Here is a 25,735-nt window from a genome sequence, read left to right on the forward strand (position 1 = left end):
GTTATTGTGGCAAGAAATCCCAAGGTCGCTTTCATCGGAGCTGGCTCGACGGTGTTCATGAGGAACATCGTTGGTGACATATTGCAGCGTCCGGCTTTATCCGGCGCGACGATCGCACTGATGGACATCAATCCGCAAAGACTTGAAGAAAGTGCAATCGTCGTTGGCAAGTTGATCTCGACGCTTGGCGTAAAGGCCAAAGCCGAAACCTATTCGGACCAGCGCAAGGCGCTGGCGGGCGCCGATTTCGTCGTCGTCGCCTTCCAGATCGGCGGCTACGAGCCCTGCACGGTCACCGACTTCGAAGTTCCGAAGAAATACGGGCTGCGCCAGACCATCGCCGATACGCTCGGCGTCGGCGGCATCATGCGAGGCTTGAGAACCGTGCCGCATCTGTGGAAGATCTGCGAAGACATGCTCGCGGTCTGCCCGCAGGCTATCATGCTGCAATATGTCAACCCGATGGCGATCAACACCTGGGCGATCGCGGAGAAATACCCCGACATCAAGCAGGTCGGCCTCTGCCATTCGGTGCAAGGCACGGCAATGGAGCTGGCGCATGATCTCGACATTCCCTACGAGGAGATTCGCTATCGCTCGGCCGGCATCAATCACATGGCCTTCTACCTGAAGTTCGAGCATCGCCAGCCGGACGGCTCCTATCGCAACCTCTATCCGGATCTGCTGCGCGCCTATAGCGAAGGGCGGGCGCCGAAGCCGGGGTGGAACCCGCGCTGCCCGAACAAGGTGCGCTACGAGATGCTGAAGCGCCTCGGTTACTTCGTCACTGAAAGCTCCGAACATTTCGCGGAATACACGCCCTATTTCATCAAGGACGGGCGCGAAGATCTGATCGAGAAATTCGGTATCCCGCTCGACGAGTATCCGAAGCGCTGCATCGAGCAGATCGAACGCTGGAAGGGGCAAGCGGAAGCCTATCGCTCGGCTGACAAGATCGAAGTGGAGCAGTCGAAGGAATATGCGTCCTCGATCATGAATTCGGTCTGGACCGGCGAGCCGTCGGTGATCTACGGCAATGTCCGCAACAATGGCTGCATCACGTCATTGCCATATAATTGCGCGGCCGAGGTGCCGTGCCTCGTCGACGCCTCCGGCATTCAACCCACCTTCATCGGCGACCTGCCGGTGCAGCTTACTGCGCTAATCCGCACCAATATCAACGTCCAGGAGCTGACGGTCCAGGCGCTGATGACCGAGAACCGCGAGCACATCTATCACGCGGCGATGATGGACCCGCACACGGCGGCTGAGCTCGACCTCGACCAGATATGGTCGCTGGTCGATGATTTGCTGGTTGCGCATGGCGATTGGCTGCCGGCCTGGGCGCGCGGAGCGCGCAGCGTTCGGGCGGCCTGAGGCGCAGGGCTGTCTATTTCACTCGCCTATGCCGACCATAAAGCCCGCTTTGAAAGCGGCGCGGCGTTGCCGGCCGATGTCTCGAAATCGAAGAGCTTCTGCGTCACCAGTGCAGCCGCCCCTCTTGCCCAGGAATTGTCCTCCCAGTCCAGCAGCATTGGCGGTGCTTGTCGAAAGGTGTTTTGCCCGAGCATCACCCGCATCGGGCCAAACAGCGCGTCGCCAAACGATACCGCTTCACCGCCGACAACAATGACCTCCGGGTCGGTGATGTTGACAAGATTGGCGAGATGCCGGCCGATGCCACGTCCGGCTTCTTCGAGAATGGCGACGGCTCGCGGTTCGCGGTCTGCCAAGGCTTCCATAAGGGTCGCTTTGCAATCCGCTTCGTCGTGCCCGGTGGCTTCGCGCCATGTGCGCAGGATCGCCGGCTCGGCGTAATAGGCCATCAGGCAGCCGCGTTTTCCGCACTCGCAAAGGCGGCCGTTCTCCTCATAGGAGGTGTGACCGAATTTGCCGGCAGCACCGTTCGCACCGCGATAGAGTTTGCCTTCGAAGACGAGCGCACAGCCGATCCCGACGCCGATCGCCAGCACCGCCATATTGCGGTGCTGGCGTCCGAGGCCGAAGAGTTGCTGGGCAATGGCGTAGGCATTGGTGTCGTCCTCAAGCCACACGGGGACGTCCACCCGTTCGGCCAGCATCGGGCCAAGGGGAACGTTGTCCCAGTTATAGCGATTGCTGCGGATACACACGGCCTTCTGGTTGTCTATAACGCCAGGCATTGAAACGCCGATCCCGGCAAGCTTGGCGCCGGGCCGATCGACAATCGCAATCAGCTCCGGCACCGCCTTGGCCAACGCCTTTGTAATACGGTCGGGATCGCTGTCCGAGAGCTTGACGCGCATGGAACCCAGCGGATTGGTCGCAAGATCGGTGACCACGCATTCGACCGACCCGACCATCAGCTTGAAACCTATGGCGAGGCCGTTCGCGTAGTTGATATCCACCGGGATAGGGCGGCGCCCGGCCGAGCCCACGACTGTCTTGCCCTCGATCAGCAGGCCATCCTCGATGAGGTCCGCCACGACGAAGGTGACGGCCGCCGGACTGAGGCCGGTAACGGACGCTATGTCGGCCCGGCTGCGCGGACCCTCCTGCCGCAAGAGATTGAGGATCAGTCTCCGGTTCATCGCCCGGGTCGTGCTCGGGTCACCCTTGAGCTTCACGGATTATTCCTTAATTTTGTAATTTAATTATTGCCTCTCGATCAAACATATGCGTAAGTTTGCCCAACTGTTCAACACCCGAACCGATCGAGCAGGCGCTTGCGCCGCATATCTGCCGTTGCACCGGTTATGTCCGCTATTACGAGGCCGTTCGTGACGTGATCCTGAGCACGCCCGGGCTGGTACAGGGCTGAGGCGCGATGATGAGGCGCCCCTGGATATTCCGCCTGCCGCGCTTTCTAATTCTCGGTCTGGCGGTCACTGTGATCGCAGCGCTGGCGGTCTTCCTCGGCCTGTTCGAAAAGAGCGCCGTCAGCGCGGTGGTCGATAGGCCGTTGTCAGCCGAGGAGATGCAAAAATTGGCTCCGCAGGGCCGGTATCTTGCCCAGGCGGCCGATTGCGCCGCCTGTCATACGGCGCCGGGCGGCGCGCCCTTCGCCGGCGGTCTCGCCTTTGCCATGCCCTTCGGCACGCTCTACGCCTCCAACATTTCGCCGAACAAAGAGACCGGCATCGGCGCCTGGACCCGGGCCGACTTCCATCGAGCCGTCCGCGACGGCGTCGGGGCGCATGGCCGGCATCTTTATCCGGCCATGCCCTATACGTCCTATCGGCGGCTCACGGAGGCAGATGTCGATGCGATCTACGCCTTCCTGATGACACGCGAGCCGATCCGGCAGGCGAATCGGGCGGGCAGCTTTCCGTTCCCCTATGTCCGCCGGTTCATGACCTTCTGGAACCTGATTAATCTTCCCTCCCGAACGGTTGCCGAGGACGCGGCCAAATCGCAGGACTGGCATCGCGGACGCTATCTGGTTGATGCACTCGGCCATTGCGGCGAATGCCACACGCCACGCGATTTCACCATGGCCACGATCCCGAGCCGATATCTCCAGGGCGCGCGGATCGACAATGTCGACGCACCGGACATCACCACGGCCAGTCTGGCGCGGTTCGGCTTCGACCGCGACGGTCTCGCCGCTTACATGCGCGCCGGGCTTGGGCCGGAGGGGGTGATGAGCTTCGGCATGTTCGACGTGGTGCACAATTCGACACGGCATCTGGACGAGGCGGACGCCAAGGCGATGGCGACCTATCTGATCGGCGAGGCGGCGTCCGCACCCGAACCCGGCAAGCCGTCTGCCGCGACCGAGGCTGCCGCCGGCCGACGCGTCTATGTCGAGGCCTGTTCCGGCTGTCATGGCCTGAACGGCGAAGGCACGCCGCATGTCGCGCCGGCAGTGACCACCAATGTGTCGCTGCGCCTGCCGAGCGCCCACAATTTGCTGGTAATCGTGCTGGACGGCCTTCCGGCTCGCATCTATCCGCACGGCGAAGCGCGGCAGGACATGCCGGGCTTTCGTGAACTGCTGACCGACCAGGAAGTCGTGGATCTCGGCAATTACTTGCGCGTCAAGTGGGGCGGGACCAGTCCCGACATTACGCCGCAAAGCGTCGCGGACGTGGCAAAACGAAACTGAGTAAGCCTGATCCTGGAAGTCGACCGGTATCGGCAGCTCACAGGCTGGTATCGCCATTGCCGTTGCTCACATTCGATGCCGGCAGCTACACTACCGTTTCGACCATCGAGATCGATGGCGGCATCTCGTTTCATCGTTGTGAGCGCCATGAATTTCGACATCCCCGTCCGCACCGAGGCCTTCCGCAGCCGGATCGCCGATTTCGTCGAGCGCGAAATCCTGCCGCTCGAGGCAGACAAGGCTTCCTATGACGGCCATGGCAACATCGCGCTGCCGCTGCTCGAAACGCTGCGGCCAAAGGCGAAGGCGGCTGGCCTGTGGTGCCTGCAGTTGAAACCCGAGACTGGCGGGGCGGGCCTTTCCAAGGTGGATATAGCTGTCTGCTATGAGGCGATGAACCGCTCGATCTTCGGTCCGGTCGTGTTCAATTCCGCGGCTCCCGACGACGGCAACATGATGGTGCTGGAACGGTTGGGGACGCCGGAGCAGAAACAGAGATGGCTGAAGCCGATCGTCGATGGCAAGGTGCGCTCGGCTTTCGCAATGACGGAACCGCATCCGGGCGGCGGGTCGGACCCGTCGATGATCATGACCAGAGCCGAGCGGCGCGGCGACAGATATGTCGTCAGCGGCCGCAAATGGTTTATCACCGGGGCGCAAGAGGCGAGCCATTTCATCCTTGTCGCACGCACCTCGGACGATCCGCGTCACGGCCTTTCGGCCTTGCTGTTCCACAAGGACCAGCCGGGCTGGCGGATCCTGCGGCGCATCGAGATCATGGGACCGGAAGAACATGGCGGCCATTGCGAGCTGGAATTCGACGGGCTTGAAATCCCGGTCGAGGACGTGCTTGCCGGCGAAGGCAGCGGCCTCAGGGTTACCCAGGTCCGGCTCGGTCCAGCGCGGCTCACCCATTGCATGCGCTGGCTCGGCCTTTCCAAGCGCTGCGTCGAAATCGCGCGCGCTTATGCCGCCGAGCGTAGCGGCTTCGGGCAGCTTTTGGCCGACCGCGAGAGTATCCAGCTGTTGCTCGGCGACCTTGCCATGCGCATCGAGATCGGTCGCTTGCTGGTGATGAAGGCGGCCTGGGAGCTCGATCGCGGTGGCTTTGCCCGCAAGGAGGTTTCCATGGCCAAGATCCAGGTCGCCAATGTGCTGCATGACGCCGCCGACGTGGCGATCCAGATCAACGGCGCCCGCGGCTATTCGAAAGACACTGTGCTCGAATGGATCTACCGCTATGCCCGCCAGGCTCGCCTGGTCGACGGCGCCGACGAGGTTCACAAGATGGTGCTCAATCGCTTCCTCAACGAGGAAGGTACAGGCTTCTGGCGCTGGCATGTCGAAGCCGGCACGCAAGATGACACAGGTCGCAGCGGGAACGGCTGAGCCGGCAATGAGGACGGATTTCGATCCAGCAAGCCTGCAGGATTTTCTGAGAGCGCATTTTGGCGATGGCCAGATGTCGCTTGAGCGGATCGTCGGCGGCCAATCCAACCCGACCTATTTCGTCGACTACGGCGGCCGCCGCATGGTGCTGCGCAAGAAACCTCCGGGACCGATCCTGCGCGGCGCTCATGCCGTCGATCGCGAATATCGGGTGATCGAAGCGCTAGCGGAGACAGAGGTGCCGGTGCCACGGCCGGTGCTCTTTCACGACGGCGACGAGCCGCTCGGCACGCCGTTCTATCTGATGCAGCGGCTTGACGGCCGGGTGTTCCACGATGGCTCGTTGCCGGGACTGGCGCCGGACGAGCGGCGCGGCATCTATTTTGGCATGGCCGAGGCGCTGGCAAAGCTGCACGCAGTGCGGCCGGAAGAGGTCGGGCTCGGCGATTATGGCCGTCCCGGGAACTATTTTGAACGACAGATCGCGCGCTGGACCAGACAGTTGCGGGAATCGCCGAGCGAGCGGATCACCGCGCTCGAAGCCGTCGCCGAATGGCTGCCGCGACATCTTCCGCCAGATGACGGCCACGTCTCGATCGCGCATGGCGACTTCCGTTTCGGCAATCTCATCTTCCATCCCGAGCGGCCCGAAGTGATCGGCATACTCGACTGGGAGTTATCGACGCTTGGCAATCCGCTTGCCGATCTCGGCTTCTGCTCGATGCCCTGGCATTCCTCGCCTGACGAATATGGCGGCATCCTCGGTCTCGATCAGGCAGCGCTCGGCATTCCGACACAGCGCGAATTCCTCGATCATTACTTCGCCCACGCGGTGCCGACGGCGCCGCTGCAGCGGTTCCATCTGGTGTTTGCCATGTTCCGCTTTGCGGTGATCTTCGTCGGCATCGCCGACCGCGTGCTGGCCGGCAGCGCGGTTGCGGCCGATGCGGCCGACGTGGCACCGCTGGCCGGCCGTTTTGCTGCACGCGCCATGGAAGTCATCGACGGCGCGCGGCCCTGGTGAGGAGAGGCTGGCAATCGGCTAAGCGAGCCGCACGCGATACGCGTTCAGTTCATTCGAACTTCCGGTTCCGCCAGCAGCGGAATCTCCAGGCCACGCCGCAAGCCGGTGGCGACGACCGACACCCTGAATTTTCCGGCGAGTGCCTTGTCGAAGATGGCGCCGACGATGATGTCGGCATCGTTGTCGACCTCCTCGCGGATGCGGGTAGCCGCTTCATCGACCTCGAACAGCGTCATGTCCATGCCGCCCGATATCGAGACAAGGACGCCCTTGGCGCCCATCATCGAAGCTTCGTCGAGCAGCGGGTTGGCGATTGCCGCTTCCGCCGCCTTCTTGGCACGGCCTTCTCCGGCGGCCTCGCCGGTTCCCATCATGGCGCGGCCCATGTCGCGCATCACCGACTTCACATCGGCGAAGTCGAGATTGATCAGCCCTTCCTTGACGATCAGATCGGTGATGCAGCCGACACCTGCATAGAGAACCCGGTCGGCCATGGCGAATGCGTCGGCGAACGTGGTTCTGGCGTCGGCGATCCTGAACAGGTTCTGGTTGGGGATGACGATGACGGTATCGGCGCTTTCGCGCAGGCGCTCGATGCCGTCATCGGCAGCGTGCATGCGGCGCCTGCCTTCGAAGACGAATGGCTTGGTGACGACGGCGACGGTCAGTATTCCAGCTGCCCGCGCTGCCTGCGCTATAACAGGCGCGGCACCTGTTCCGGTTCCACCTCCCATGCCGGCGGTCACGAAGCACATATGCGTTCCAGCAAGGTGATCCATGATCTCGTCGATGGATTCCACGGCCGCGGCACGGCCGACCTCGGGCAGGGACCCGGCCCCCAGACCTTCGGTGATATGAGCGCCCAACTGGATCAGCCTCGTTGCCTTCGACATGGCAAGGGCCTGGGCATCGGTGTTGGCGACGATGAATTCCGCGCCCTGCAGGCCTTCGGCGATCATGTTGTTGACGGCGTTGCCGCCGCCGCCGCCGACCCCGACGACGGTGATCTTAGGCCTCATCTCCGAGATTACCGGCCTCGTCGCGGTGTTCATTGCCGTTCTCCCTGGATACGCCGAGTGGTCGCTGGAAGCTTGTCCCGGGCGCACTGCGAAAACTTTGAACCGGGCAGTGCGAATCAGAACAGCCCAGAATGCAGGGAATCAGAGCGCGGAGCGGGCTGCAAGTGCGCGATGTGCCTCTTAGGCGACTTGCGCCTGAAAGTTCACGCAATGCGCCTCAGATCGTGGCGCGGGCGCCGCACGCTACAACTTCGGCGCGAGGCGCTGCGCGACATGATCGGCAATCGCCAGGCAGGAGGTCAGGCCGGGGCTTTCGATGCCGAACAGGTTGAGCAGGCTGTCCACGCCATGCACCGCCACGTCCTGGATGACGAAGTCGGCATTGGCCTCACCGGGACCGGACAGTTTTGGCCGGATGCCGCTATAGGCGGGCTGCAGGCTGCCATCGGCCAGGTCCGGCCAGTATTTGCGGATCTCGCTGTAGAAGCGCTCGCCACGAGCTGGATCGACGCGATAGTCGAGTTGATCAGTCCATTCGACGTCCGGCCCGAAGCGGGTGACGCCGTCGAGATCGAGCGTCAGATGAACACCGAGTCCGCCTGGTTCGGGTACTGGATAGATCAGCCGCGAGAAGGGCGCCCGGCCGGCCACCGAAAAATAATTGCCTTTGGCGTAATGGAGCTTTGGCACGAACTGCTGATCTAGCCCTTCAAGCGAGCGGGCAAGCGCTGCGGCGCTAAGCCCGGCCGCATTGACGAAGCGTGTGGTAGCGATCTCGAAGCGCTCGCCGCCGGTAGCGTCCACCGTGTCGAGCACGACGCGGCCCGCTTCGATGCGGCCGGCGGCGACGCGGGTGTTGAGGCTGAGTGCCGCCCCGTGCTCCTCGGCATCAGCCAGCAAGGCAAGCATCAGGGCATGGCTGTCGACGATCCCGGTGGCCGGCGACAGCAGCGCCGCCGTACACTTGAGGCTGGGCTCCAGCGCATGTGCCTCGGCTTCGCGCAACGGCACCAGGTCGCCGGCGCCGCAAGCGCGCGCATTGGCCCGGATCGAGGCGAGCACCGGCTCCTGTTCGGCATTCGTAGCGACGATGAGCTTGCCGCAGCGCAAATGCGGGATCGCACGCTCGTCGCAGTAGCGATAGAGCCTTTCCCGGCCCGCCACGCAGAACCGGGCTTTCAGCGATCCAACTGGATAGTGGAGGCCGGCATGGATGACCTCGGAATTGCGCGAACTCGTCCCGGTGCCGATGGCGCTCTCGGCTTCCAGCACCAGCGTGTCGATGCCGCGCTGCGCCATCTCTCGCGCGATCGCCAGGCCAACGACGCCGGCGCCGACGACAATGCAGTCGACACGGTCCACGATCAGGTCAAGCCGAAGTTCTGCATGCGTCCATCCATCCGCTGGCCCTGTCGAAAGCGCTTGACACTATATCGTTCGAGAAAGATGCATCAAACCGCATAATGCACGGGGACCTGCCGAGCCGGACCGGCGGCGGAACTGTTTCTGCGTGCAGCACAGGAGCCGTCATGGACGCACGACCGAATTCGCCCGAAGCCCGCGACATAAGCTATCACATGCATGGGTACACCAACGCCCGCAAGCATCAGGAGGCAGGGCCGCTCGTCATCGAGAAGGGCGACGGCATCTATGTCGAGGACCTCGCCGGCAACCGCTATATCGAGGCGATGGCCGGGCTTTGGAGCGTCGCGGTCGGTTTTTCGGAGAGGCGGCTGGTCGATGCGGCGGTACGGCAAATGTCGAAGCTGCCTTACTATCACGACTTCGGCTCCAAATCGCATTCGCCGCTGATCGATCTCGCCGAGAGACTGGTGCAGATGGCGCCGGTGCCGATGAGCAAGGCGTATTTCACCAATTCCGGCTCCGAGGCCAACGATACGGCCATGAAGATGATCTGGTACCGGTCGAATGCGCTCGGCCAGCCGGCGCGCAAGAAGATCATCAGCCGCAAGAAGGGCTATCACGGCGTCACCATTGCCTCGGCGAGCCTGACCGGACTGCCCAACAACCACATCTCGTTCGATCTGCCGATCGCCAATGTGCTGCATACCTCGACACCGCACCATTGGCGTGAGGCGATGCCGGGTGAGAGCGAAGAGCAGTTTTCGACGCGGCTTGCCGACGAGCTGGAAAAGCTGATCCTGGCCGAGGGTCCGGAAACCATCGCCGCCTTCTTCGGCGAACCGATCATGGGCGCCGGCGGCGTCATCGTTCCGCCTTCCGGCTACTGGGAGAAGATACAGGCGGTGCTGTCGAGATACGACATCCTGCTTGTCGCCGACGAGGTGATCTGCGGCTTCGGCAGAACAGGTGAGATGTTCGGCTCGCAGATCTTCGGCATCAGGCCCGATATCATGGTGCTGTCGAAGCAGATCTCTTCGTCCTATCTGCCGATCTCGGCCTTGCTGATCAACGACAAGGTGTTCCAGCCGATTGCCGACGAAAGCAATCGTATCGGCACCTTCGGCCACGGCTTCACCGGCGGCGGCCATCCTGTTGCGGCAGCGGTCGCGCTCGAGAACCTGAAGCTGATCGAGGAGCGCGACCTTGTCGGCAATGCGCGTGCGGTCGGCGCGCATATGCAGAAGCGGCTGCGCACGCTCGCTTCGCACCCGCTTGTCGGCGAGGTGCGCGGCATCGGCCTGATCGCGGCGGTCGAACTGGTCGGCGACAAGGCGAACAAGGCGCCGTGGGGGAAGACCGGTGAACTGGGCGGGCTCGTCAACGGCTTCATGCAGCAGAACGGCGTCATCTCGCGCAATATGGGCGATGCGCTGGCTTTCTGCCCGCCGCTGATCATCACCGAGCCGCAGGTCGACCAGGTGATCGACGCGTTTGAAAGATCGCTCGAGGCTGCCGTCAAGCAGGTCCGATCGCCAAGCTGATCGCGCTATTTAGCGATGCCGACCGCATCCGGCACGACGACCAGCTTGCCAACGAAATCCTTGGCGATGAAATCGGCTTGGGCGCGATGGAAATCGGACAGCTTGTAGACGCCGCCGACCAGCGGCCGGATCTTCTTCTCCTCGATGTAGCGCACGATGCGGCGGAAATCCGCCCGTGTGCCCTGGCTCGAGCCATGCAGTTGCAGCTGTTTCAGATACATGGTGCGCAGATCTAGCTGCACGACGGGGCCGGCAATTGCACCAGCCGTGGTGTAGCGGCCTTCCGGCCTCAAGATGCGCAGGAGGTCGTTGAAGATCGCGCCGCCGACCAGATCGGCGACGACGTCGATCGGCTGGCCCCCGGTCGCCGTGCTGACGGCGGCCGGCAGATCGGCAACGCCACGTGTGATCACCGCCTCGGCGCCGATGTCACGCACGGCCTGTTCCTTGCCCTTGCCGGCAATTGCATAGGGAATGGCGCCGCGCGCCCGCGCCAGCTGCACGATGCCGGAGCCGACGCCGCCCGAGGCGCCGGTGACCAGCACACGCTCGCCGGCTTTCAACGCGGCGCGTTCCAGCATCTGCTCGCCGGTGAGATAGGCGCAGCAGAAAGTGGCGAGCTCGACATCGCTAAGATCGGTGTCGACGACATGGGCGTTCTCGGCAGGCACTGTCTGGTATTCGGCATAGCCGCCGTCGCGGCCATGGCCCATATAGTCGATGTCGGCCAATGAATCGTCGTCGCGATTGTAGATAGAGAAATCGACCATCACCCGCTCGCCGATGCGGGCCGGCGACACGCCGTCGCCGACGGCAACGATGTTGCCGACCGTGTCAGTGCCCTGGATGCGCGGGAAGGTCAGCGTATTGCCCTGTCGACGCCAGGTCGACACAGCGGCGGCATCCTCCTCAGTGCCATACGCGCCCTGTCGCACCCAGACATCGGTGTTGTTCATACCGCAAGCGGTGACCTTGACCAGCACCTCACCCGGGGCGGGCGAGGGTACTTTGACGTCGGTGCGGTAGACGAGCTTTTCCGGTCCGCCGTGCCCGATCAACTGCACGGCGGCCATGGTGGCGGGGATGGTCTTGGTCATGGCATTCATGTCGGTTCTTCAGATGTTGGCAAACACGCTCTTCACCGCATCGGCCGTCTTGGAGACGACGATGTCTGCCTCTTCCCGCGTCAGGCAGAGCGGCGGCGCAAAACCGAGAATGTCGCCCTGCGGCATGGCGCGGCCGATGACGCCGCTTGCCGCAAGCGCGGTCGCGATCTGCGGACCGATCTTCTGCGAGGCATCGAAGAACACGCGATCGTTCTTGTCGGCGACGAACTCGATTGCCGCCAGCATGCCGTCGCCGCGCACCTCGCCGACGTTTTTGTGGCCACCGACGGCTTTCGTCAGCTCGGCGCGGAAATAGGCGCCGGTCTCGCCGGCGTTCCGTACCAGGTCCATCTCGTCGATCAGTTCCAAATTGGCGACGCCGGCGGCGACGCAGATCGGATGCGCCGAATAGGTCCAGCCATGGCCGAGCGAGCCGAGCTTGTCGGAACCCTGCACCAGCACCTGCCAGACCTTGTCGGAGACGATGACTCCGGAGAGCGGCGCATAGGCCGAGGTCAGGCCTTTGGCGATGGTAATCAGGTCGGGCTTGATGCCGTAATGGTCGGAGCCGAACATGGTGCCCAGCCGGCCGAAGCCGGTGACGACCTCGTCGGCAACCAGCAGCACGTCGTACTTCTTCAGCACCGCCTGGATCTTCTCCCAGTAGCCGGCCGGCGGCGGCACGATGCCGCCGGTGCCGAGGATCGGCTCGCCGATGAAGGCGGCGACCGTTTCCGGCCCTTCGGCCAGGATCATCTCCTCGAGCTTGTCGGCGCAGTATTGCGAAAACTGCTCCTCGCTCAGCGAGCGGTCGGCGCGGCGGAAATAGTAGGGCGCCTCGGTGTGCAGGACCGGCGCACGTGGCAGGTCGAAGGCGTTGTGGAAAAGGTCGAGGCCGGTCAGCGATCCGGTCATGATGCCGGAGCCGTGATAACCGCGCCAGCGCGAGATGATCTTCTTCTTCTCCGGCCGGCCGAGCACGTTGTTGTAATACCAGATCAGCTTGATGTTGGTTTCGTTGGCGTCGGAACCGGAGAGGCCGAAATAGACCCTCGACATGCCTTGCGGCGCGCGGTCGATGATCATCTTGGAAAGCGTGATCGAAGCCTCGGTGCCGTGGCCGACATAGGCATGGTAATAAGCGAGGTTCTTGGCCTGCGCGGCGATGGCGTCGGCGATCTTCTGGCGGCCATAGCCGACATTGACGCAATAGAGCCCGGCGAAGGCGTCGATGCTCTTCTTACCGGTATTGTCCCAGATGGTGACGCCTTCGCCACCGGCAATCACACGCGTCGGGCTCTCGCCACGCGCATGGGTGCCCATATGGGTCGAGGGATGGAAGAAGTGATCGCGATCCCAGGCGGCGAGTTCGTTTGACTGGTCGAGCATTTTTTTACTCCTGAGAAAAATGTGTCGGGCGCACTCACGCAACGTTGAGGCAGAGATATTTGAGATCGGTAAAGGCTTCGAGCCCGTGACGCGAGCCCTCGCGGCCGATGCCGGACTGCTTGACGCCGCCGAACGGGACCGGCGCGCCGGTGATCTTGACCCGGTTGATGGCGACCATGCCATAGTCGAGCGCGCGACCCATGCGCAATTGCCTGCCGCCATTCTCAGTCACGACATAGGCAACCAGGCCGTATTCGGTGGCGTTGGCGCGGGCGATGACCTCGTCCTCGCTGTCGAAAGGCGTCACTGCCGCAACCGGACCGAAGGTCTCCTCGCGCATGATCAAAGCGTCGTCTCCAACGTCGGCAAGCAGGGTCGGCTGGTAAAACAGCGGCCCGGCCGGATGGCGCTTGCCGCCGGTCAGGCAGCGCGCGCCTTTGGCCAGCGCATCGGCGACCTGCTCCTCGACCTTCTTGACGGCGCGTTCATGCATCAAGGGTCCGATTTCGGTGTCGTCAGCCAGGCCATTGCCGGCCCGCAATGCCTGGACGCGTTTGGCGAAAGCAGCGCAGAACCGATCGTATAGCGGACGCTGGACATAGATGCGGTTGGCGGCGAGGCAGTCCTGGCCGGAGGTGGCGAATTTGGCGTCGACCGCGATGGCCACAGCCTTGTCGAGATCGGCGTCGGCGAAGACGATCAGCGGCGCATGACCGCCGAGTTCCATCACCAGACGCTTCATCGTCGGCGCACTCTGCGCGGCGATCAACCTGCCGACCTCGGTCGAGCCGGTGAAGCTCATGGCGCGAACGCGCGGATCTTCGCACATCCGCCCAACGATGGTCGAAGCCTTGCCGGTGAGAACGTTGAACACGCCTGCCGGCAGGCCGGCACGTTCGCCAAGCTCGGCCAGCGCCAGTGCAGACAGCGGCGTTTCCGAGGAAGGATGCGCGACGATGGTACAGCCGGCGGCAAGGGCGGCAGCCGCCTTGCGGGTCAGCATGGCCGCTGGAAAATTCCACGGCGTGACCACGCCGACGACGCCGAGCGGCTCGCGCCGCACCATCATCTCGGCGTTTGGCAAATGGCTGGTGACGCTTTCGGCGTTGAGGCGTTTGGCCTCCTCGGCATACCATTCGACAAAAGAGGCGGCGTAGTCTATCTCGCCGAGCGATTCCTTCAGCGGCTTGCCTTGTTCTAGCGTCATCAGCAGCGCCAGATCATTTTTGGCAGCGATGATCAGATCGAACCACTTTCGCAGTATTTTGGACCGTTCCTGCGGCAGCAATGTGCGCCAGGCAGGAAAGGCGCGCGATGCCGCATCGATCGCCAATGTGGTCTGCCGGGCATCGAGCGCGGCAACGAAAGCGACGGTGGATCCGGTGGCCGGATCGGTCACCTCGAAACTCTCCGCGGTCTCGCTTGCCGTCCAGTGGCCATCGACATAGGCGAGTTCACGCAGCAGCCGTCGGTCGGCGAGGCGATCAAGCGCTTCATGGCGCTGCGAGCGGGCAAAATGTGCGGACATCATCGGGCTCCCGGTTCGGGTGATGCCGCAAGACTATCTCTGCCGCGCAAACAGAGAGGCTGTTTCGGTGCCTGCAGGTAGAGAGATTGTCTCTATTGCATCGCCCGGGCAGACGATCTCTCCTGTATCAGGAAGATGCGGGCAGCAGATCGGCCACTGGCAGCACACTCTCCTCCTTCACCGTCTTGGTGACGATGTAGGTGAAATAGCGGTCTATGCCGATCTCGCGTTCGAGCAGAGTGTCAACCAGCCGCTGATAGGCGTCGATGTCGCGCGCCATCACCTTCAGCAGGTAATCGACGCCGCCACCGACAGACCAGCAGGCGACGATCTCGGGGATGTCGCGGATGACGCGCTCGAAACGGTCGAAATCGGCCTGGCGGTGGCTGGCCAGCGTCACCTCCATCAGCACGGTGGCGACCGGCGCGATGGCACGCATGGCGATCCTGGCGTGATAGCCGGAGACGATGCCGGCCTTTTCCAGCTTGCGCAGCCGCATCCAGCACGGCGTCGGCGACAGGCCGACCTTCTCGGCCAGCGCCAGCTTGGTGATGCGGCCGTCGCGCTGGATGGCCTCGAGGATTTTCAGGTCGATCGGATCGAGTTTCGCTGCAGCCATGATCGTCCACTTCCAGTGCCGGACACCATGACGGCGCATTATTTCGATTGTCAATTGCACTGATTTCGATCTCTAATAAGTCATGACATATTGGCGTCCAGATCCCGCTCTTATCCGGCGGCCGGCCTATCAATCGCTCGCCGACCAGTTCGCGCGCGCCATCCACGACGGGCGCCTGGCCAATGGCGCCCGGTTGCCGACGCACCGGCAGCTGGCCGACGATCTCAAACTTTCCGTGCAGACGGTCAGCCGCGCCTATGAGGAACTGATCCGCCGCGGGCTGGTGTCCGGCGAGGTCGGCCGCGGCAGCTTCGTGCAGACGCAGCGCCGCGAGCCGGAGCCGCCCTATTTGCCGGAGCGGCTGGGTGAGGTCATCGACCTCTCTATCCTGAAGCCGGTCTGCGAACCGATGCATCTGGAGCGGCTGAAGCAGGCGCTGGGCTGGCTCGCCGAAAACCTGCCGTCGAGCTCGGCGCTGTCGTTCAGGCCGAACATGGTGTTCCCGCGCCACCGCGCGGTGGGTGTCGAGTGGCTACGCTTCTGCGGCCTCGACGCGTCGCCGCAGAACATCAGCCTGACCAACGGCGCCACCGCAGGGATGACAGTGGCGCTGATGAGCGTGGCGCCGCCCGGTTCGACCGTCGCCACCGAGGCGATCGGCCATCACACACTGATCCCGCTGGCGCGTTATCTCGGTTTCAACCTCGAGGGTTTGCCGATCGACGACAATGGGCTGATCCCGGAAGCGCTGGACGAGGCCTGCCGGCTGTCGGACATCCGCGCGGTGTTCGTGCAGCCCTCGGTGATCAACCCTACGGCGACGCTGATGGACGCCGCCCGGCGCGAACAGATTGCCGCCGTTGCGCGCAGGCATGACATCGCCATTATCGAAAACGACGTCCTCGGCCCGCTGGTCGAGGACCGGCCGCCGCCGGTCGCGGCGTTTGCACCCGAGCGCACGCTCTACGTCACCTCCTTCACCAAGATCGTGGTGCCGGGCCTGCGCATCGGCTATCTCGCGGCACCCGATCGTTATGTCGCCGCGGTTGCCAACCGCCACCTCGTCTCGAACTGGATGGCGACGCCGCTGGTGGCCGAGATCGCCACCAAATGGGTGACCGACGGCACCGCGATGGAACTCGTTCGATGGCAGCGGATGGCTTTGCGGCGGCGTCTGGACATCGCCGCCGAGGCGCTCGCCGGAGTGGACTATCGGGCTCATCGCGACGGGCTGCATGTCTGGCTGCAACTGCCCGATGATCGCGGCGAGGAAGGCTTTGTTTCCCAGGCCCGCCTGCAGGGCGTGGCGATCGCGCCCGGCACGTCGTTTCGCATTTCGCAGATGCCTTGGCATCCAGCCGTGCGGATTTCGCTGGGCTCGACCACGGAGGGGGAACTGCGTGCCGGTCTCGGCGTTGTCACCAAGCTTCTGCTCGGCGATCCCGAGCATCTCCTGCTTGCGATCTAGGCAACAATTGGCGGGGAATTGTGCGGAGTCCGAAATATCGTCATGATATTATTTTCTTGATTGACATGATTTGCCGCGATCCGCATCGTTAAAGGCACAGCTTCTCCATCACGGGAAATTCATTGTCGGCGCCCATCATCAAGATCGACGGCATTTCGAAAAGCTTCGGCACCTTCAAGGTGCTGGATGGCCTCTCGATGCAGGTCATGCCCGGCGAGAAGCTGGCGCTGATCGGCCCGTCGGGTTCGGGAAAAACGACGATCCTGCGCATACTGATGACGCTAGAGCGTATCGACAGCGGCCATATTCAGGTCGACGGCGAGCAGCTGTACCACATGGAGCGTAACGGCCGGCTGCTGACGGCGGATGAACGGCATTTGGCAAAGATGCGCCAGAAGATCGGCATGGTCTTCCAACTGTTCAATCTGTTTCCGCACAAATGCGTCATCGACAATGTGACGCTGGCACCGATGCTGACCAAAGGCATGCCGCGGGCCGCCGCCGAAAAGCGGGCGATGGAGCTGCTCGACATGGTCGGCATGGTCGACAAGGCCAAAGTGATGCCGGCGCAGCTTTCCGGCGGACAGAAGCAGCGCGTCGCGATTGCCCGGGCGCTGGCGCTGTCGCCGAAGATCATGCTGTTCGACGAGGTCACCTCGGCGCTCGACCCGGAACTCGTCGACGAGGTGCTCAACGTCATGCGCAAGCTCGCCGCCGAGACCGACATGACCATGCTGCTGGTCACCCACGAGATGGGTTTCGCCCATGACTTCGCCGACCGGGTGCTGTTCTTCGATCGCGGCAGAATAGTCGAGGAAGGCAAGCCCGACGAGATTTTCCGCCATCCCAAACAGGAGCGTACGCAAGGTTTCCTGAAGAAGATCATTGCGGCCGGACATCGGGTCTGACTGCCATGCGAGGCGGCGACGCCTCAAGCAAGCCAAGAAGACAGACAAACAAGGAGTTGGGAACAATGAAGAAATTTGCCATTTTGGCCGGCGTCGCCGGTATTGCGCTGACGGCGGTGCTGGCCGCCTCGACGACCGGCTCGGCCGATGACAGCAAGCTCGAAGAGCTCAAGGCGCAAGGCTTTGCCCGCGTCGCCATCGCCAACGAGCCGCCCTATACGGCGGTCGCCGCCGACGGCAAGGTCTCGGGTGCGGCGCCTGACGTTGCCCGTGAAATCTTCAAACGCCTTGGCGTCAACGACATCGTCGCCTCTATCTCGGAATATGGTGCCATGATCCCCGGCTTGCAGGCCGGCCGTTTCGACGTCGTCACCGCCGGCCTGTTCATGAAGCCGGAACGTTGTGCTGCGGTCGCCTATTCGGAACCGGTGCTGTGCGACGCCGAGGCGATGCTGGTGAAGAAGGGCAACCCGAAGGGCTTCAAGAGCTACGAGGACGTCGCCAAGGACACCAGCGCGACGATCGGCGCACCCGGTGGCGGCACAGAGGAAAAGCTGGCGCTCACCGCAGGTGTGCCGCGCGAGCGCGTCATCGTCGTGCCGGACGGCCAGAGCGGCCTGAAGATGCTGCAGGACGGCCGCATCGATGCCTATTCACTGCCAGTGCTGTCGATCAACGACCTGGTCAAGAAAGCCAATGATCCGAACCTCGAAGTCATCGCGCCGGTGGTCGGTGCGCCGGTCTATTGCGATGGCGCGGCCTTCAAAAAGGGCGACGAAGCGCTACGTGATGCCTATGATGTCGAGCTGGCGAAACTGAAGAAGTCCGGCGAGTTCGCCAAGATCATCGAACCCTACGGCTTCTCGGCGGCGGCGGCGATGTCGACGAGCCGCGACAAGCTCTGCTCGGCGAAGTAGGCGCGTTCTTCCTTCTCCCCGTTGACGGGGAGAAGGTGGCCCGAAGGGCCGGATGAGGGGCGACGCCCAGCTTCTGATAGATTGGCTCTGCCCCTCATCTGCCTGCCGGCATCTTCTCCCCGTGAACGGGGAGAAGGACGCTGAAGTGATCGCCTCGCCAAATTCAATGCGGAGCCCTTTCGACCAATGACCCAATGGTCCGGCTATTTCGGCCTGATTTTGCAAGGAGCGCTTGTCACCATCGAGCTGACGCTGATGGGGTCGGTGCTGGCCTTGATCATGGCCTTTCTTGCCGGGCTGGGGCGGCTGTCGCGGTTTTTTGTGCTACGCGCGCTGGCCACCGCCTATATCGAGTTCTTCCGCGGCACCTCGATCTTCGTGCAGCTGTTCTGGGCCTATTTCGTGCTGCCTTTCGCCGGCATCTCGCTGACGCCGCTGCAGGCCGGCGTGCTGGCGCTGGGCCTGAATGTCGGGGCCTATGCGGCGGAAGTGGTGCGCGGCGCCATCAAGTCGATCGGCCGCGAACAATACGAGGCCTGCACCGCGCTCAATCTCGGCCGCTGGCAAGCCATGCGCCATATCATCCTGCCACAGGCACTGCTGGTGATGCTGCCGACCTTCGGCAACAACGCCATTGAATTGCTCAAGGCCACCGCCGTCGTCTCGCTGATCTCGCTTGCCGACCTGACCTTCCAGGCGCAGGTGGTGCGCTCGCAGACCGGCAACACGCTGGTGCCGTTCAGCACCATTCTCGTCATCTATTTCGTGCTGGCGCTACTCATCTCATGGGGCGTGCGGTCGCTGGAACGCCGCATGGCGCGCGGCCTCGACGGGGTGCGCGTCTGATGGATCGGGCTCTGTAATGGAATGGGATTGGGATTTTGTCCGGCAGATCCTGCCGACGCTGATCCAGGGGGTGAAGATCACCATCCTGGCGACGCTGCTCGGCTCGGTGCTGGCGGCCATCGTTGGGCTGGGCATCGCGTTGGCGCGCCGTTCGCCGAACAGGGCTCTGTCGCGCACGATCGGCTTCCTTGCCGAGTTCATCCGCGGCACGCCGCTATTGGTGCAGCTCTATTTCATCTTCTACGTGCTGCCGGATTTCGGCGTCCTGTTGCCGCCGCTGGTGGCGGGCGTCATCGGTCTCGGGCTGCATTACGGCACCTACACAGCCGAGGTCTACCGCGCCGGCATCGATAATGTGCCGCGCGGCCAATGGGAAGCGGCCAAGGCCTGCAATCTGAACGCCACGCAGACCTGGACGCACATCATCATGCCGCAGGCGATCCCGCCGATGATCCCGGCGCTTGCCAATTATTTCATCGCCATGTTCAAAGAGACGCCGCTGCTGTCGGCGATCACCGTGCTGGAACTGATGAACCAGGCCAAGAGCGTCGCCAATACCTATTATCGGTATATCGAACCGATCACCTTGGTCGGCGCCTTCTTCCTCGCCATCAGCCTGTTCTCGGTGGTGCTGCTGCGCTGGCTGGAACACCGTTATGGGCGGATCGAACGATGAGCGCTGCACCCGATATCCGCCTGCGCTCGGCCCGTCCAGCGCTCGATGCACGTCCGCTGGAAAAGCGGGTCGGCCTGATTATCCTTGCCACCGACCATACGAGCGAACCGGATTTTCACCGCATGGTGGCAAGCGATCGTATCGGCGTCTATGTCGCGCGTATTCCCTACGCCAACCCGACGACGCCGGAGAATTTGCGCAAGATGCAGCCGTCACTGACGGCGGGCGCGGCCCTGATCCTTCCTGACGAACCGCTCGATGCGATCTGCTATTCCTGCACCTCGGCCTCCGTCGTGATCGGCGATGCCGAAATCGAGGCGGCGGTGAAGGCCGCGAAACCCGGCGCGCCGGTGGTGACGCCGCCGATGGCCGGAGTGCGCGGCCTGAAGGCGCTGGGCGCCAGGACGATCAGCATCCTCACCCCCTATACGGTCGAGACGAGCCGGCCAATGGCGGCCTATTTCGCGGCACACGGTTTCGAGATCGCCAGCTTCACTTGCCTCGGCTTCGAGGATGACCGCGAGATGGCGCGGATTGCGCCGAAATCCTTGGTCGATCTGGCCCGCGAGGCGACGGCCCCGCAGGCCGACGCGCTGTTCGTGTCCTGCACGGCGCTGCGGTCGGCGCTGGCAGTTGTCGGTATGGAAGAAGCCATCGGCCGTCCCGTCGTCACCAGCAACCAGGCGACAGCCTGGAATTGCCTGCGGCTTTGCGGCGACGACGAGCCACGCCCCGAATTCGGCCGCCTGATGACGCTGCCGTTGAACTGATTGCAGAGCCATGACCACGTCCAGGATAAGCCTCTCCGACATCCGCGCCGCACGCGAGCGCATCGCAGGCAAGGTCGAGCGCACGCCGACCGTCACTTCCCCGAGTCTTTCCCAACACTTGGACGCTCCTGTTTATCTCAAGCTCGAACATCGGCAGACCACCGGCGCCTTCAAGTTGCGCGGTGCCTCGAACGCTATCGCCTCGTTGACAGAAGAGGAGAGCGCGCGCGGCGTCGTCGCGGCCTCGACCGGCAACCATGGCCGGGCGCTTGCCTATGCCGCTCGACTGCAAGGCATCCACGCGACGATCTGCATGTCGCGGCTGGTGCCTGAGAACAAGCTCGAGGAAATCCGTCGGCTCGGCGCCGAGATCCGCATCGTCGGCAACAGCCAGGACAATGCGCAGCGGGAGGTCGAACGGCTGGTCGCGGAAGAGGGGCTGATCATGCTGCCGCCTTTCGATCATCCTGCGGTCGTTGCCGGGCAAGGAACACTTGGGCTGGAGATCATGGAACAAGTTGCGGACGCCGCGCTGGTGTTGGTGCCGCTTTCCGGCGGTGGGCTGGCGGCTGGCGTTGCCGCTGCCGTCAAGGGCGTCAGCCCGGCAACGAGGGTCATCGGCGTTTCGATGGCGCGCGGTGCGGCGATGAAGGCAAGCCTCGACGCCGGGCATCCGGTGTCGGTCGAGGAACTGCCGACGCTGGCCGACTCGCTCGGCGGCGGCATTGGGCTCGACAACCGGCTGACCTTCGCCATGTGCCGTGATCTGCTCGATGATGTGATCCTGCTCAGCGAGGACGAGATCGCCGCCGGCATCCGCCATGCTTATGAGCAGGAGCGCGAGATCGTCGAAGGCGCCGGCGCGGTCGGCATTGCGGCTGTGCTTGCCGGCAAGGTCGGGGCGAACGGCCCGACGGTGCTCGTGCTGTCCGGCCGCAACATCGACATGACACTTCACCGCAAGATCATTTGCGGCGAAGCAATTGCGGAGAGCGCAGCATGAGCCGGATGACGATCCTCACCGAAGCTGAATTGCGCAAGATCGTGAAGCTCGATCTCGATGCCGTCGCCTGTGTCGAGAACGCGTTTCGCGCGCTCGCCACCTTGCCGGTGGCGATGCCGCCGATCCTGCGGCTCGACATTCCCGAGCATCGCGGCGAGGTCGATGTCAAGACCGCCTATGTGCCGGGCATCGACGGTTTTGCGATCAAGATCAGCCCCGGCTTTTTCGATAATCCGAAGCTCGGCCTGCCTAGCGTCAACGGCATGATGGTGCTGCTGTCGGCGAAGACCGGGCTGGTCGAGGCGCTGCTGCTCGACAATGGCTATCTCACCGACATCCGCACGGCGGCGGCCGGCGCGGTCGCCGCCAAACATCTGTCGCGTCCGGACTCCTCCGTTGCCGCAATCTTCGGCGCCGGTGTTCAGGCCGGACTGCAGCTCGAGGCGCTGATGCTGGTGCGGTCGATCACCGAGGCTCGGATCTGGGCAAGGGATGCCGCCAAGGCCGAAGCCGCGGCGGACGCATTGTCCGAAAGACTGGGCATCGCCGTTCACGCCGAGCCGGACGCGGCAAAGGCTGCGGCCGATGCCGACATCATCGTCACCACGACGCCGTCGACCGAGCCGCTGATCAAGGCCGGCTTCGTCTCCGCCGGCCAGCACATCACCGCGATGGGCTCGGACGCGGAGCACAAGAACGAGATCGCGCCGGCGATCCTGCGCATGGCCGACCTCTACGTCGCCGACAGTGCGAAACAGACGCGGCGCCTGGGCGAACTGCACCATGCCATCGTGGCGGGCGTGATGGCGGCCGATGCCGAGATCACCGAGCTTGGCCACATCATCGCCGGCGAAAGGCATGGCCGGCGTTCGGACAGCGACATCACCATTGCCGATCTGACCGGCACCGGCGTGCAGGACACGGCGATCGCCACGCTCGCCCGCGACCGTGCGCGTGCAGCCAAGACCGGTACGATTTTCGAAAGCTGATACCGGCCGCAAGGCCCAACAAACGAGGACCAAGAACAATGCAGCCTAATTTGAAATTCTCGCGCGGCGAATATGCGGAGCGCCTCGCCAAGACGCGGAAGGCGATGGCGGCCAAGGGCGTCGATCTGCTTGTTGTCAGCGATCCGTCCAACATGGCCTGGCTGACCGGCTATGACGGCTGGTCGTTCTACGTACACCAGGCGGTCGTCGTGCCACCGTCGGGCGAGCCGGTGTGGTACGGGCGCGGCCAGGACGCCAACGGCGCCAAGCGCACCGCCTATCTCGCGCACGACAACATCGTCGGCTATGCCGACAACTATGTGCAGTCGACCGAGCGCCATCCGATGGATTTTCTGTCCAGCGTGCTCGCCGATCGCGGCTGGGGCAAGCTCAGCATCGGTGTCGAGATGGACAATTACTGGTTCTCGGCCGCTGCCTTCGCATCGCTGCAGAGGCACTTGCCCAACGCCCGCTTCGTCGATGCCACGGCACTGGTCAACTGGCAGCGCGCGGTGAAGAGCCCGACCGAAATCGACTACATGCGCAAAGCCGCCCGCATCGTCGAAGCGATGCACCAGCGCATCGTCGACAAGATCGAAGTCGGCATGCGCAAATGCGACCTGGTCGCCGAGATCTATGATGCCGGCACGCGCGGCGTCGACGGCATTGGCGGCGACTATCCGGCGATCGTGCCGCTGCTGCCGTCAGGCACTGATGCATCGGCACCGCATCTGACCTGGGACGACAGGCCGATGAAATCGGGCGAGGGCACTTTCTTCGAGATCGCCGGCTGCTACAACCGCTACCATTGTCCGCTGTCGCGCACCGTCTTCCTCGGCAAACCGACGCAGGAATTCCTCGATGCCGAGAAGGCGACGCTGGAAGGCATGGAGGCGGGACTTGCCGCGGCCAAGCCCGGCAACACCTGCGAGGACATCGCCAACGCCTTCTTCGCGGTCCTGAAGAGATACGGCATCGTCAAGGACAACCGTACCGGCTATCCGATCGGGCTTTCCTATCCGCCGGACTGGGGCGAACGCACGATGAGCCTGCGCCCAGGCGACCGCACCGAGCTCAAGCCCGGCATGACCTTCCATTTCATGACCGGCCTGTGGCTGGAGACGATGGGGCTGGAGATCACCGAATCCATCCTGATCACCGAAACGGGCGTCGAGTGCCTGGCCAATGTGCCGCGCAAGCTGGTGGTAAAGAATTGAGCCCGATGTCCAGCCTTCGCCCATCACCGATCACGCCGAGCGTCGATTTCGAGCGCGACGGCGTGCAGCACGGTTTCTTGCGCCTGCCTTACAGCCGTGACGATTCCGCCTGGGGATCGGTGATGATCCCGATCTGCGTCATCCGCAACGGCAACGGGCCGAGTGCATTGCTCACCGGCGGTAATCATGGCGACGAATATGAGGGGCCGCTGGCGCTTTACGATCTCGCCCGCACGCTCGATCCGAAGCAGGTCAGCGGCACGGTCATCATCGTGCCGGCGATGAACTATCCGGCGTTCCGCGCCGGCACGCGCACCTCGCCGATCGACAAGGGCAATCTCAACCGCAGCTTTCCCGGCCGGCCCGACGGTACGGTGACCGAGAAGATCGCCGATTATTTCCAGCGCGAACTTCTGCCGCGCACCGACATCGCGCTCGATTTCCATTCCGGCGGCAAGACGCTCGACTTCGTGCCGTTCTGCGCCGCCCATATCCGGCCCGACAAGGTGCTGGAAGAGAAGGGGTTCGCTGCGGTTGAAGCTTTCTCGGCACCCTGGTCGATGAAGATGCTGGAGATCGACGCGGTCGGCATGTTCGACACTGCCGCCGAAGAGATGGGCAAGCTGTTCATCACCACCGAGCTCGGCGGCGGCGGAACTTCGCGCGCGGAAACGGTGCGGATCGCGCGTCGCGGCGTGCTCAATGTGCTGCGCCATGCCGGCATCGTCGCCGGCGCGGTCGAGATGCAGCCGACCCGCTGGCTCGACATGCCATCGGGAGATTGCTTCTCGTTCGCCGAGGACGACGGGATGATCGAAACCATGATCGATCTCGGCGAGCCGGTGGCAGAAAACCAGGTGCTGGCGCGCATCCATTCGATCGGCCGCACCGGCGGCGCTCCGCAGGAGATCCGGGCCAAAATGTCCGGTCTGTTGGCAGCGCGGCATTTTCCCGGATTGGTCAAGGCGGGCGACTGTGCTGCCGTGGTGGCCGTGCTGGTCGATTGAGGCTAGGAGGCCGATGTCGGAAACGGCTCGGCCTTGCCTTTAGGGCGGTCGCCGATGGCAAAGACGGCGCTCGCCTCGCTGACGATCGAGACATGGTCCTTGGCGGCTGTTCCGGCGGCCGTACTGTCGCCGCGCATGATTGCGGTAACGATGGCGTCATGCTCTTGCCAGGACTGGGCCAGCCGGCCGGGCAGCATGAATTGCGCGCGCCTGAACGGCGCCAGCCGGCCGCGGGTCATGACGGTCAACTCATAAATGTGCTTGCTGTGCGCGCCGCGATAGAGCCGGGTGTGGAATTCGGTGTTGAAAAGCTCATACTCTTCTTCGGCACCGAGCTGCACGAAGCGCGCCGAGGCCTGGTGCTCGGCCTCCAGCGTGCGGCGTTCGCCGGCTGTCATGCGCTCGGCCGAGAAGCGCGCGCAGATCGCTTCGAGCTCGGCCATGCTCTCGAACATCGAGGCGAGATGCTCCTGCGTCACCACCGCGACGGTGGCGCCGCGGTTCGGCCGCCTTTCGACCAGTCCCATGGCGCTGAGTCGGCTGAGCGCTTCCCTGATAGGCGTGCGTGAAACGTCGAAGCGGGCGGCGAGCGAGGCTTCGTCGAGTTTTTCGCCGGGACGCAGGAAACCGGTAACGATCCGGTCGCTGATCGCCCTCACCATCTGATCGACGGTCGTGCCCGACCTGATCAAATTGCGCTTTGCCGACACGTCTCCTCCGTCCAGTCTCTTCGCGCAGCCATAAGCCACGCACCGGCTTCGATTCCTCCGCAGCTCTGTATGCCTATGTTTTAGCCTTCATGTCAAATTGGCCGTTTTATAGGCAAAAAGTGTATGCAATAGCTCCGGCTTTGTGCAGGCCACATCG

The 25,735-nt window shown here is 63.4% G+C and carries 23 protein-coding genes; 15 read left to right on the top strand and 8 right to left on the bottom strand.

Annotated features, from left to right (window positions below; all coding sequences use genetic code 11):
• Positions 1-6 precede the first annotated feature (6 nt).
• Positions 7-1,377, top strand: coding sequence for an alpha-glucosidase/alpha-galactosidase (locus NKH71_RS13700; RefSeq protein ID WP_352639423.1), 1,371 nt, complete (start codon positions 7-9; stop codon positions 1,375-1,377).
• Between the two features lie 26 nt (positions 1,378-1,403).
• Here the strand turns inward: NKH71_RS13700 and NKH71_RS13705 are convergent, their stop codons facing one another.
• Entirely contained in the window at positions 1,404-2,606 is a 1,203-nt protein-coding gene (locus tag NKH71_RS13705; protein WP_023720673.1) for an ROK family transcriptional regulator, read from the bottom strand.
• A 200-nt stretch (positions 2,607-2,806) separates the two neighbouring features.
• Between NKH71_RS13705 and NKH71_RS13710 the strand changes: the two genes are divergently transcribed.
• The 3 genes from NKH71_RS13710 to NKH71_RS13720 all read left to right on the top strand — a co-directional run bounded on the left by NKH71_RS13710 (position 2,807) and on the right by NKH71_RS13720 (position 6,500).
• Positions 2,807-4,087 (top strand): cytochrome c, encoded by a 1,281-nt coding sequence (locus NKH71_RS13710; protein ID WP_352788093.1) that lies wholly within the window; start codon positions 2,807-2,809, stop codon positions 4,085-4,087.
• A gap of 147 nt (positions 4,088-4,234) precedes the next feature.
• On the top strand, positions 4,235-5,476 hold the full coding sequence (locus NKH71_RS13715) for an acyl-CoA dehydrogenase family protein (protein WP_352494541.1): 1,242 nt from the start codon (positions 4,235-4,237) through the stop codon (positions 5,474-5,476).
• Positions 5,448-6,500: a phosphotransferase family protein gene (locus NKH71_RS13720; RefSeq protein ID WP_502900361.1), complete on the top strand. Its 1,053-nt coding sequence runs from the start codon at positions 5,448-5,450 to the stop codon at positions 6,498-6,500. The genes NKH71_RS13715 and NKH71_RS13720 overlap by 29 nt, the downstream gene beginning before the upstream one ends.
• Before the next feature lie 44 nt (positions 6,501-6,544).
• On the opposite strand, the gene ftsZ is transcribed toward NKH71_RS13720, so the two are convergent.
• Positions 6,545-7,552 (bottom strand): cell division protein FtsZ, encoded by a 1,008-nt coding sequence (gene ftsZ, locus NKH71_RS13725; RefSeq protein WP_023720665.1) that lies wholly within the window; start codon positions 7,550-7,552, stop codon positions 6,545-6,547.
• A 210-nt stretch (positions 7,553-7,762) separates the two neighbouring features.
• Positions 7,763-8,881: an NAD(P)/FAD-dependent oxidoreductase gene (locus tag NKH71_RS13730; RefSeq protein ID WP_352484033.1), complete on the bottom strand. Its 1,119-nt coding sequence runs from the start codon at positions 8,879-8,881 to the stop codon at positions 7,763-7,765.
• A gap of 167 nt (positions 8,882-9,048) precedes the next feature.
• Between NKH71_RS13730 and NKH71_RS13735 the strand changes: the two genes are divergently transcribed.
• Positions 9,049-10,425 (top strand): aspartate aminotransferase family protein, encoded by a 1,377-nt coding sequence (locus NKH71_RS13735; RefSeq protein ID WP_352788096.1) that lies wholly within the window; start codon positions 9,049-9,051, stop codon positions 10,423-10,425.
• Between the two features lie 5 nt (positions 10,426-10,430).
• On the opposite strand, the gene NKH71_RS13740 is transcribed toward NKH71_RS13735, so the two are convergent.
• The 4 genes from NKH71_RS13740 to NKH71_RS13755 all read right to left on the bottom strand — a co-directional run bounded on the left by NKH71_RS13740 (position 10,431) and on the right by NKH71_RS13755 (position 15,067).
• Complete coding sequence (locus NKH71_RS13740) at positions 10,431-11,531, bottom strand: alcohol dehydrogenase family protein (protein ID WP_352788099.1); 1,101 nt, start codon at positions 11,529-11,531, stop codon at positions 10,431-10,433.
• Positions 11,532-11,540: 9 nt separating this feature from the next.
• Positions 11,541-12,920, bottom strand: coding sequence for an aspartate aminotransferase family protein (locus NKH71_RS13745; protein WP_352494465.1), 1,380 nt, complete (start codon positions 12,918-12,920; stop codon positions 11,541-11,543).
• Positions 12,921-12,954: 34 nt separating this feature from the next.
• Entirely contained in the window at positions 12,955-14,448 is a 1,494-nt protein-coding gene (locus tag NKH71_RS13750) for an NAD-dependent succinate-semialdehyde dehydrogenase (protein ID WP_352788101.1), read from the bottom strand.
• A 127-nt stretch (positions 14,449-14,575) separates the two neighbouring features.
• Positions 14,576-15,067, bottom strand: a complete 492-nt coding sequence (locus NKH71_RS13755) for an Lrp/AsnC family transcriptional regulator (protein ID WP_352548887.1) — start codon at positions 15,065-15,067, stop codon at positions 14,576-14,578.
• 82 nt (positions 15,068-15,149) lie between these two features.
• Between NKH71_RS13755 and ehuR the strand changes: the two genes are divergently transcribed.
• The 10 genes from ehuR to doeB all read left to right on the top strand — a co-directional run bounded on the left by ehuR (position 15,150) and on the right by doeB (position 24,868).
• Positions 15,150-16,535, top strand: coding sequence for a MocR-like ectoine utilization transcription factor EhuR (gene ehuR, locus NKH71_RS13760; RefSeq protein ID WP_352788103.1), 1,386 nt, complete (start codon positions 15,150-15,152; stop codon positions 16,533-16,535).
• Between the two features lie 122 nt (positions 16,536-16,657).
• Positions 16,658-17,443 carry an ectoine/hydroxyectoine ABC transporter ATP-binding protein EhuA gene (gene ehuA / locus NKH71_RS13765; protein ID WP_352895121.1) on the top strand — a complete coding sequence of 262 codons (786 nt, stop codon included), beginning with the start codon at positions 16,658-16,660 and terminating at the stop codon, positions 17,441-17,443.
• Between the two features lie 65 nt (positions 17,444-17,508).
• Positions 17,509-18,360 (top strand): ectoine/hydroxyectoine ABC transporter substrate-binding protein EhuB, encoded by an 852-nt coding sequence (gene ehuB / locus NKH71_RS13770; protein WP_352484026.1) that lies wholly within the window; start codon positions 17,509-17,511, stop codon positions 18,358-18,360.
• A gap of 186 nt (positions 18,361-18,546) precedes the next feature.
• Positions 18,547-19,206 (top strand): ectoine/hydroxyectoine ABC transporter permease subunit EhuC, encoded by a 660-nt coding sequence (gene ehuC / locus NKH71_RS13775; protein WP_023720654.1) that lies wholly within the window; start codon positions 18,547-18,549, stop codon positions 19,204-19,206.
• A gap of 16 nt (positions 19,207-19,222) precedes the next feature.
• Positions 19,223-19,882, top strand: coding sequence for an ectoine/hydroxyectoine ABC transporter permease subunit EhuD (ehuD, locus tag NKH71_RS13780; RefSeq protein ID WP_023720653.1), 660 nt, complete (start codon positions 19,223-19,225; stop codon positions 19,880-19,882).
• Positions 19,879-20,652, top strand: coding sequence for an ectoine utilization protein EutA (eutA, locus tag NKH71_RS13785; protein ID WP_352484025.1), 774 nt, complete (start codon positions 19,879-19,881; stop codon positions 20,650-20,652). Before ehuD ends, eutA begins: the two co-directional genes overlap by 4 nt.
• A 10-nt stretch (positions 20,653-20,662) precedes the next feature.
• Positions 20,663-21,655: a hydroxyectoine utilization dehydratase EutB gene (gene eutB, locus NKH71_RS13790; protein ID WP_352788104.1), complete on the top strand. Its 993-nt coding sequence runs from the start codon at positions 20,663-20,665 to the stop codon at positions 21,653-21,655.
• Positions 21,652-22,644, top strand: a complete 993-nt coding sequence (locus NKH71_RS13795) for a cyclodeaminase (RefSeq protein WP_352484023.1) — start codon at positions 21,652-21,654, stop codon at positions 22,642-22,644. Before eutB ends, NKH71_RS13795 begins: the two co-directional genes overlap by 4 nt.
• Before the next feature lie 38 nt (positions 22,645-22,682).
• Positions 22,683-23,861 (top strand): ectoine hydrolase DoeA, encoded by a 1,179-nt coding sequence (doeA, locus tag NKH71_RS13800; RefSeq protein WP_352484022.1) that lies wholly within the window; start codon positions 22,683-22,685, stop codon positions 23,859-23,861.
• Positions 23,862-23,866: 5 nt separating this feature from the next.
• The gene (gene doeB, locus NKH71_RS13805) at positions 23,867-24,868 is read left to right on the top strand and encodes a N(2)-acetyl-L-2,4-diaminobutanoate deacetylase DoeB (RefSeq protein ID WP_352484021.1); all 1,002 of its coding nucleotides are present in this window, start codon (positions 23,867-23,869) and stop codon (positions 24,866-24,868) included.
• Positions 24,869-24,870: 2 nt separating this feature from the next.
• Here doeB and NKH71_RS13810 read toward each other — a convergent pair whose 3' ends face one another.
• On the bottom strand, positions 24,871-25,530 hold the full coding sequence (locus NKH71_RS13810) for a GntR family transcriptional regulator (RefSeq protein WP_352484063.1): 660 nt from the start codon (positions 25,528-25,530) through the stop codon (positions 24,871-24,873).
• Between the last annotated feature and the right edge of the window lie 205 nt (positions 25,531-25,735).

Origin of the sequence: Mesorhizobium sp. M0983 (assembly GCF_040318975.1) — a bacterium.
Taxonomy (GTDB): Bacteria; Pseudomonadota; Alphaproteobacteria; order Rhizobiales; family Rhizobiaceae; genus Mesorhizobium.

Excerpts from the sequence above, each read along its gene's own strand:
- ftsZ (WP_023720665.1), bottom strand. The coding sequence starts at position 7,552 with ATGAACACCGCGACGAGGCCGGTAATCTCGGAGATGAGGCCTAAGATC.
- NKH71_RS13755 (WP_352548887.1), bottom strand. The coding sequence starts at position 15,067 with ATGGCTGCAGCGAAACTCGATCCGATCGACCTGAAAATCCTCGAGGCC.
- eutB (WP_352788104.1), top strand. The coding sequence starts at position 20,663 with ATGACCACGTCCAGGATAAGCCTCTCCGACATCCGCGCCGCACGCGAG.
- NKH71_RS13710 (WP_352788093.1), top strand. The coding sequence starts at position 2,807 with ATGATGAGGCGCCCCTGGATATTCCGCCTGCCGCGCTTTCTAATTCTC.
- NKH71_RS13720 (WP_502900361.1), top strand. The coding sequence starts at position 5,448 with ATGACACAGGTCGCAGCGGGAACGGCTGAGCCGGCAATGAGGACGGAT.
- NKH71_RS13745 (WP_352494465.1), bottom strand. The coding sequence starts at position 12,920 with ATGCTCGACCAGTCAAACGAACTCGCCGCCTGGGATCGCGATCACTTC.
- NKH71_RS13735 (WP_352788096.1), top strand. The coding sequence starts at position 9,049 with ATGGACGCACGACCGAATTCGCCCGAAGCCCGCGACATAAGCTATCAC.
- eutA (WP_352484025.1), top strand. The coding sequence starts at position 19,879 with ATGAGCGCTGCACCCGATATCCGCCTGCGCTCGGCCCGTCCAGCGCTC.
- ehuC (WP_023720654.1), top strand. The coding sequence starts at position 18,547 with ATGACCCAATGGTCCGGCTATTTCGGCCTGATTTTGCAAGGAGCGCTT.
- NKH71_RS13715 (WP_352494541.1), top strand. The coding sequence starts at position 4,235 with ATGAATTTCGACATCCCCGTCCGCACCGAGGCCTTCCGCAGCCGGATC.
- NKH71_RS13750 (WP_352788101.1), bottom strand. The coding sequence starts at position 14,448 with ATGTCCGCACATTTTGCCCGCTCGCAGCGCCATGAAGCGCTTGATCGC.
- ehuR (WP_352788103.1), top strand. The coding sequence starts at position 15,150 with ATGACATATTGGCGTCCAGATCCCGCTCTTATCCGGCGGCCGGCCTAT.
- doeA (WP_352484022.1), top strand. The coding sequence starts at position 22,683 with ATGCAGCCTAATTTGAAATTCTCGCGCGGCGAATATGCGGAGCGCCTC.
- ehuD (WP_023720653.1), top strand. The coding sequence starts at position 19,223 with ATGGAATGGGATTGGGATTTTGTCCGGCAGATCCTGCCGACGCTGATC.
- NKH71_RS13795 (WP_352484023.1), top strand. The coding sequence starts at position 21,652 with ATGAGCCGGATGACGATCCTCACCGAAGCTGAATTGCGCAAGATCGTG.
- NKH71_RS13740 (WP_352788099.1), bottom strand. The coding sequence starts at position 11,531 with ATGAATGCCATGACCAAGACCATCCCCGCCACCATGGCCGCCGTGCAG.
- ehuB (WP_352484026.1), top strand. The coding sequence starts at position 17,509 with ATGAAGAAATTTGCCATTTTGGCCGGCGTCGCCGGTATTGCGCTGACG.
- doeB (WP_352484021.1), top strand. The coding sequence starts at position 23,867 with ATGTCCAGCCTTCGCCCATCACCGATCACGCCGAGCGTCGATTTCGAG.
- NKH71_RS13810 (WP_352484063.1), bottom strand. The coding sequence starts at position 25,530 with ATGGTGAGGGCGATCAGCGACCGGATCGTTACCGGTTTCCTGCGTCCC.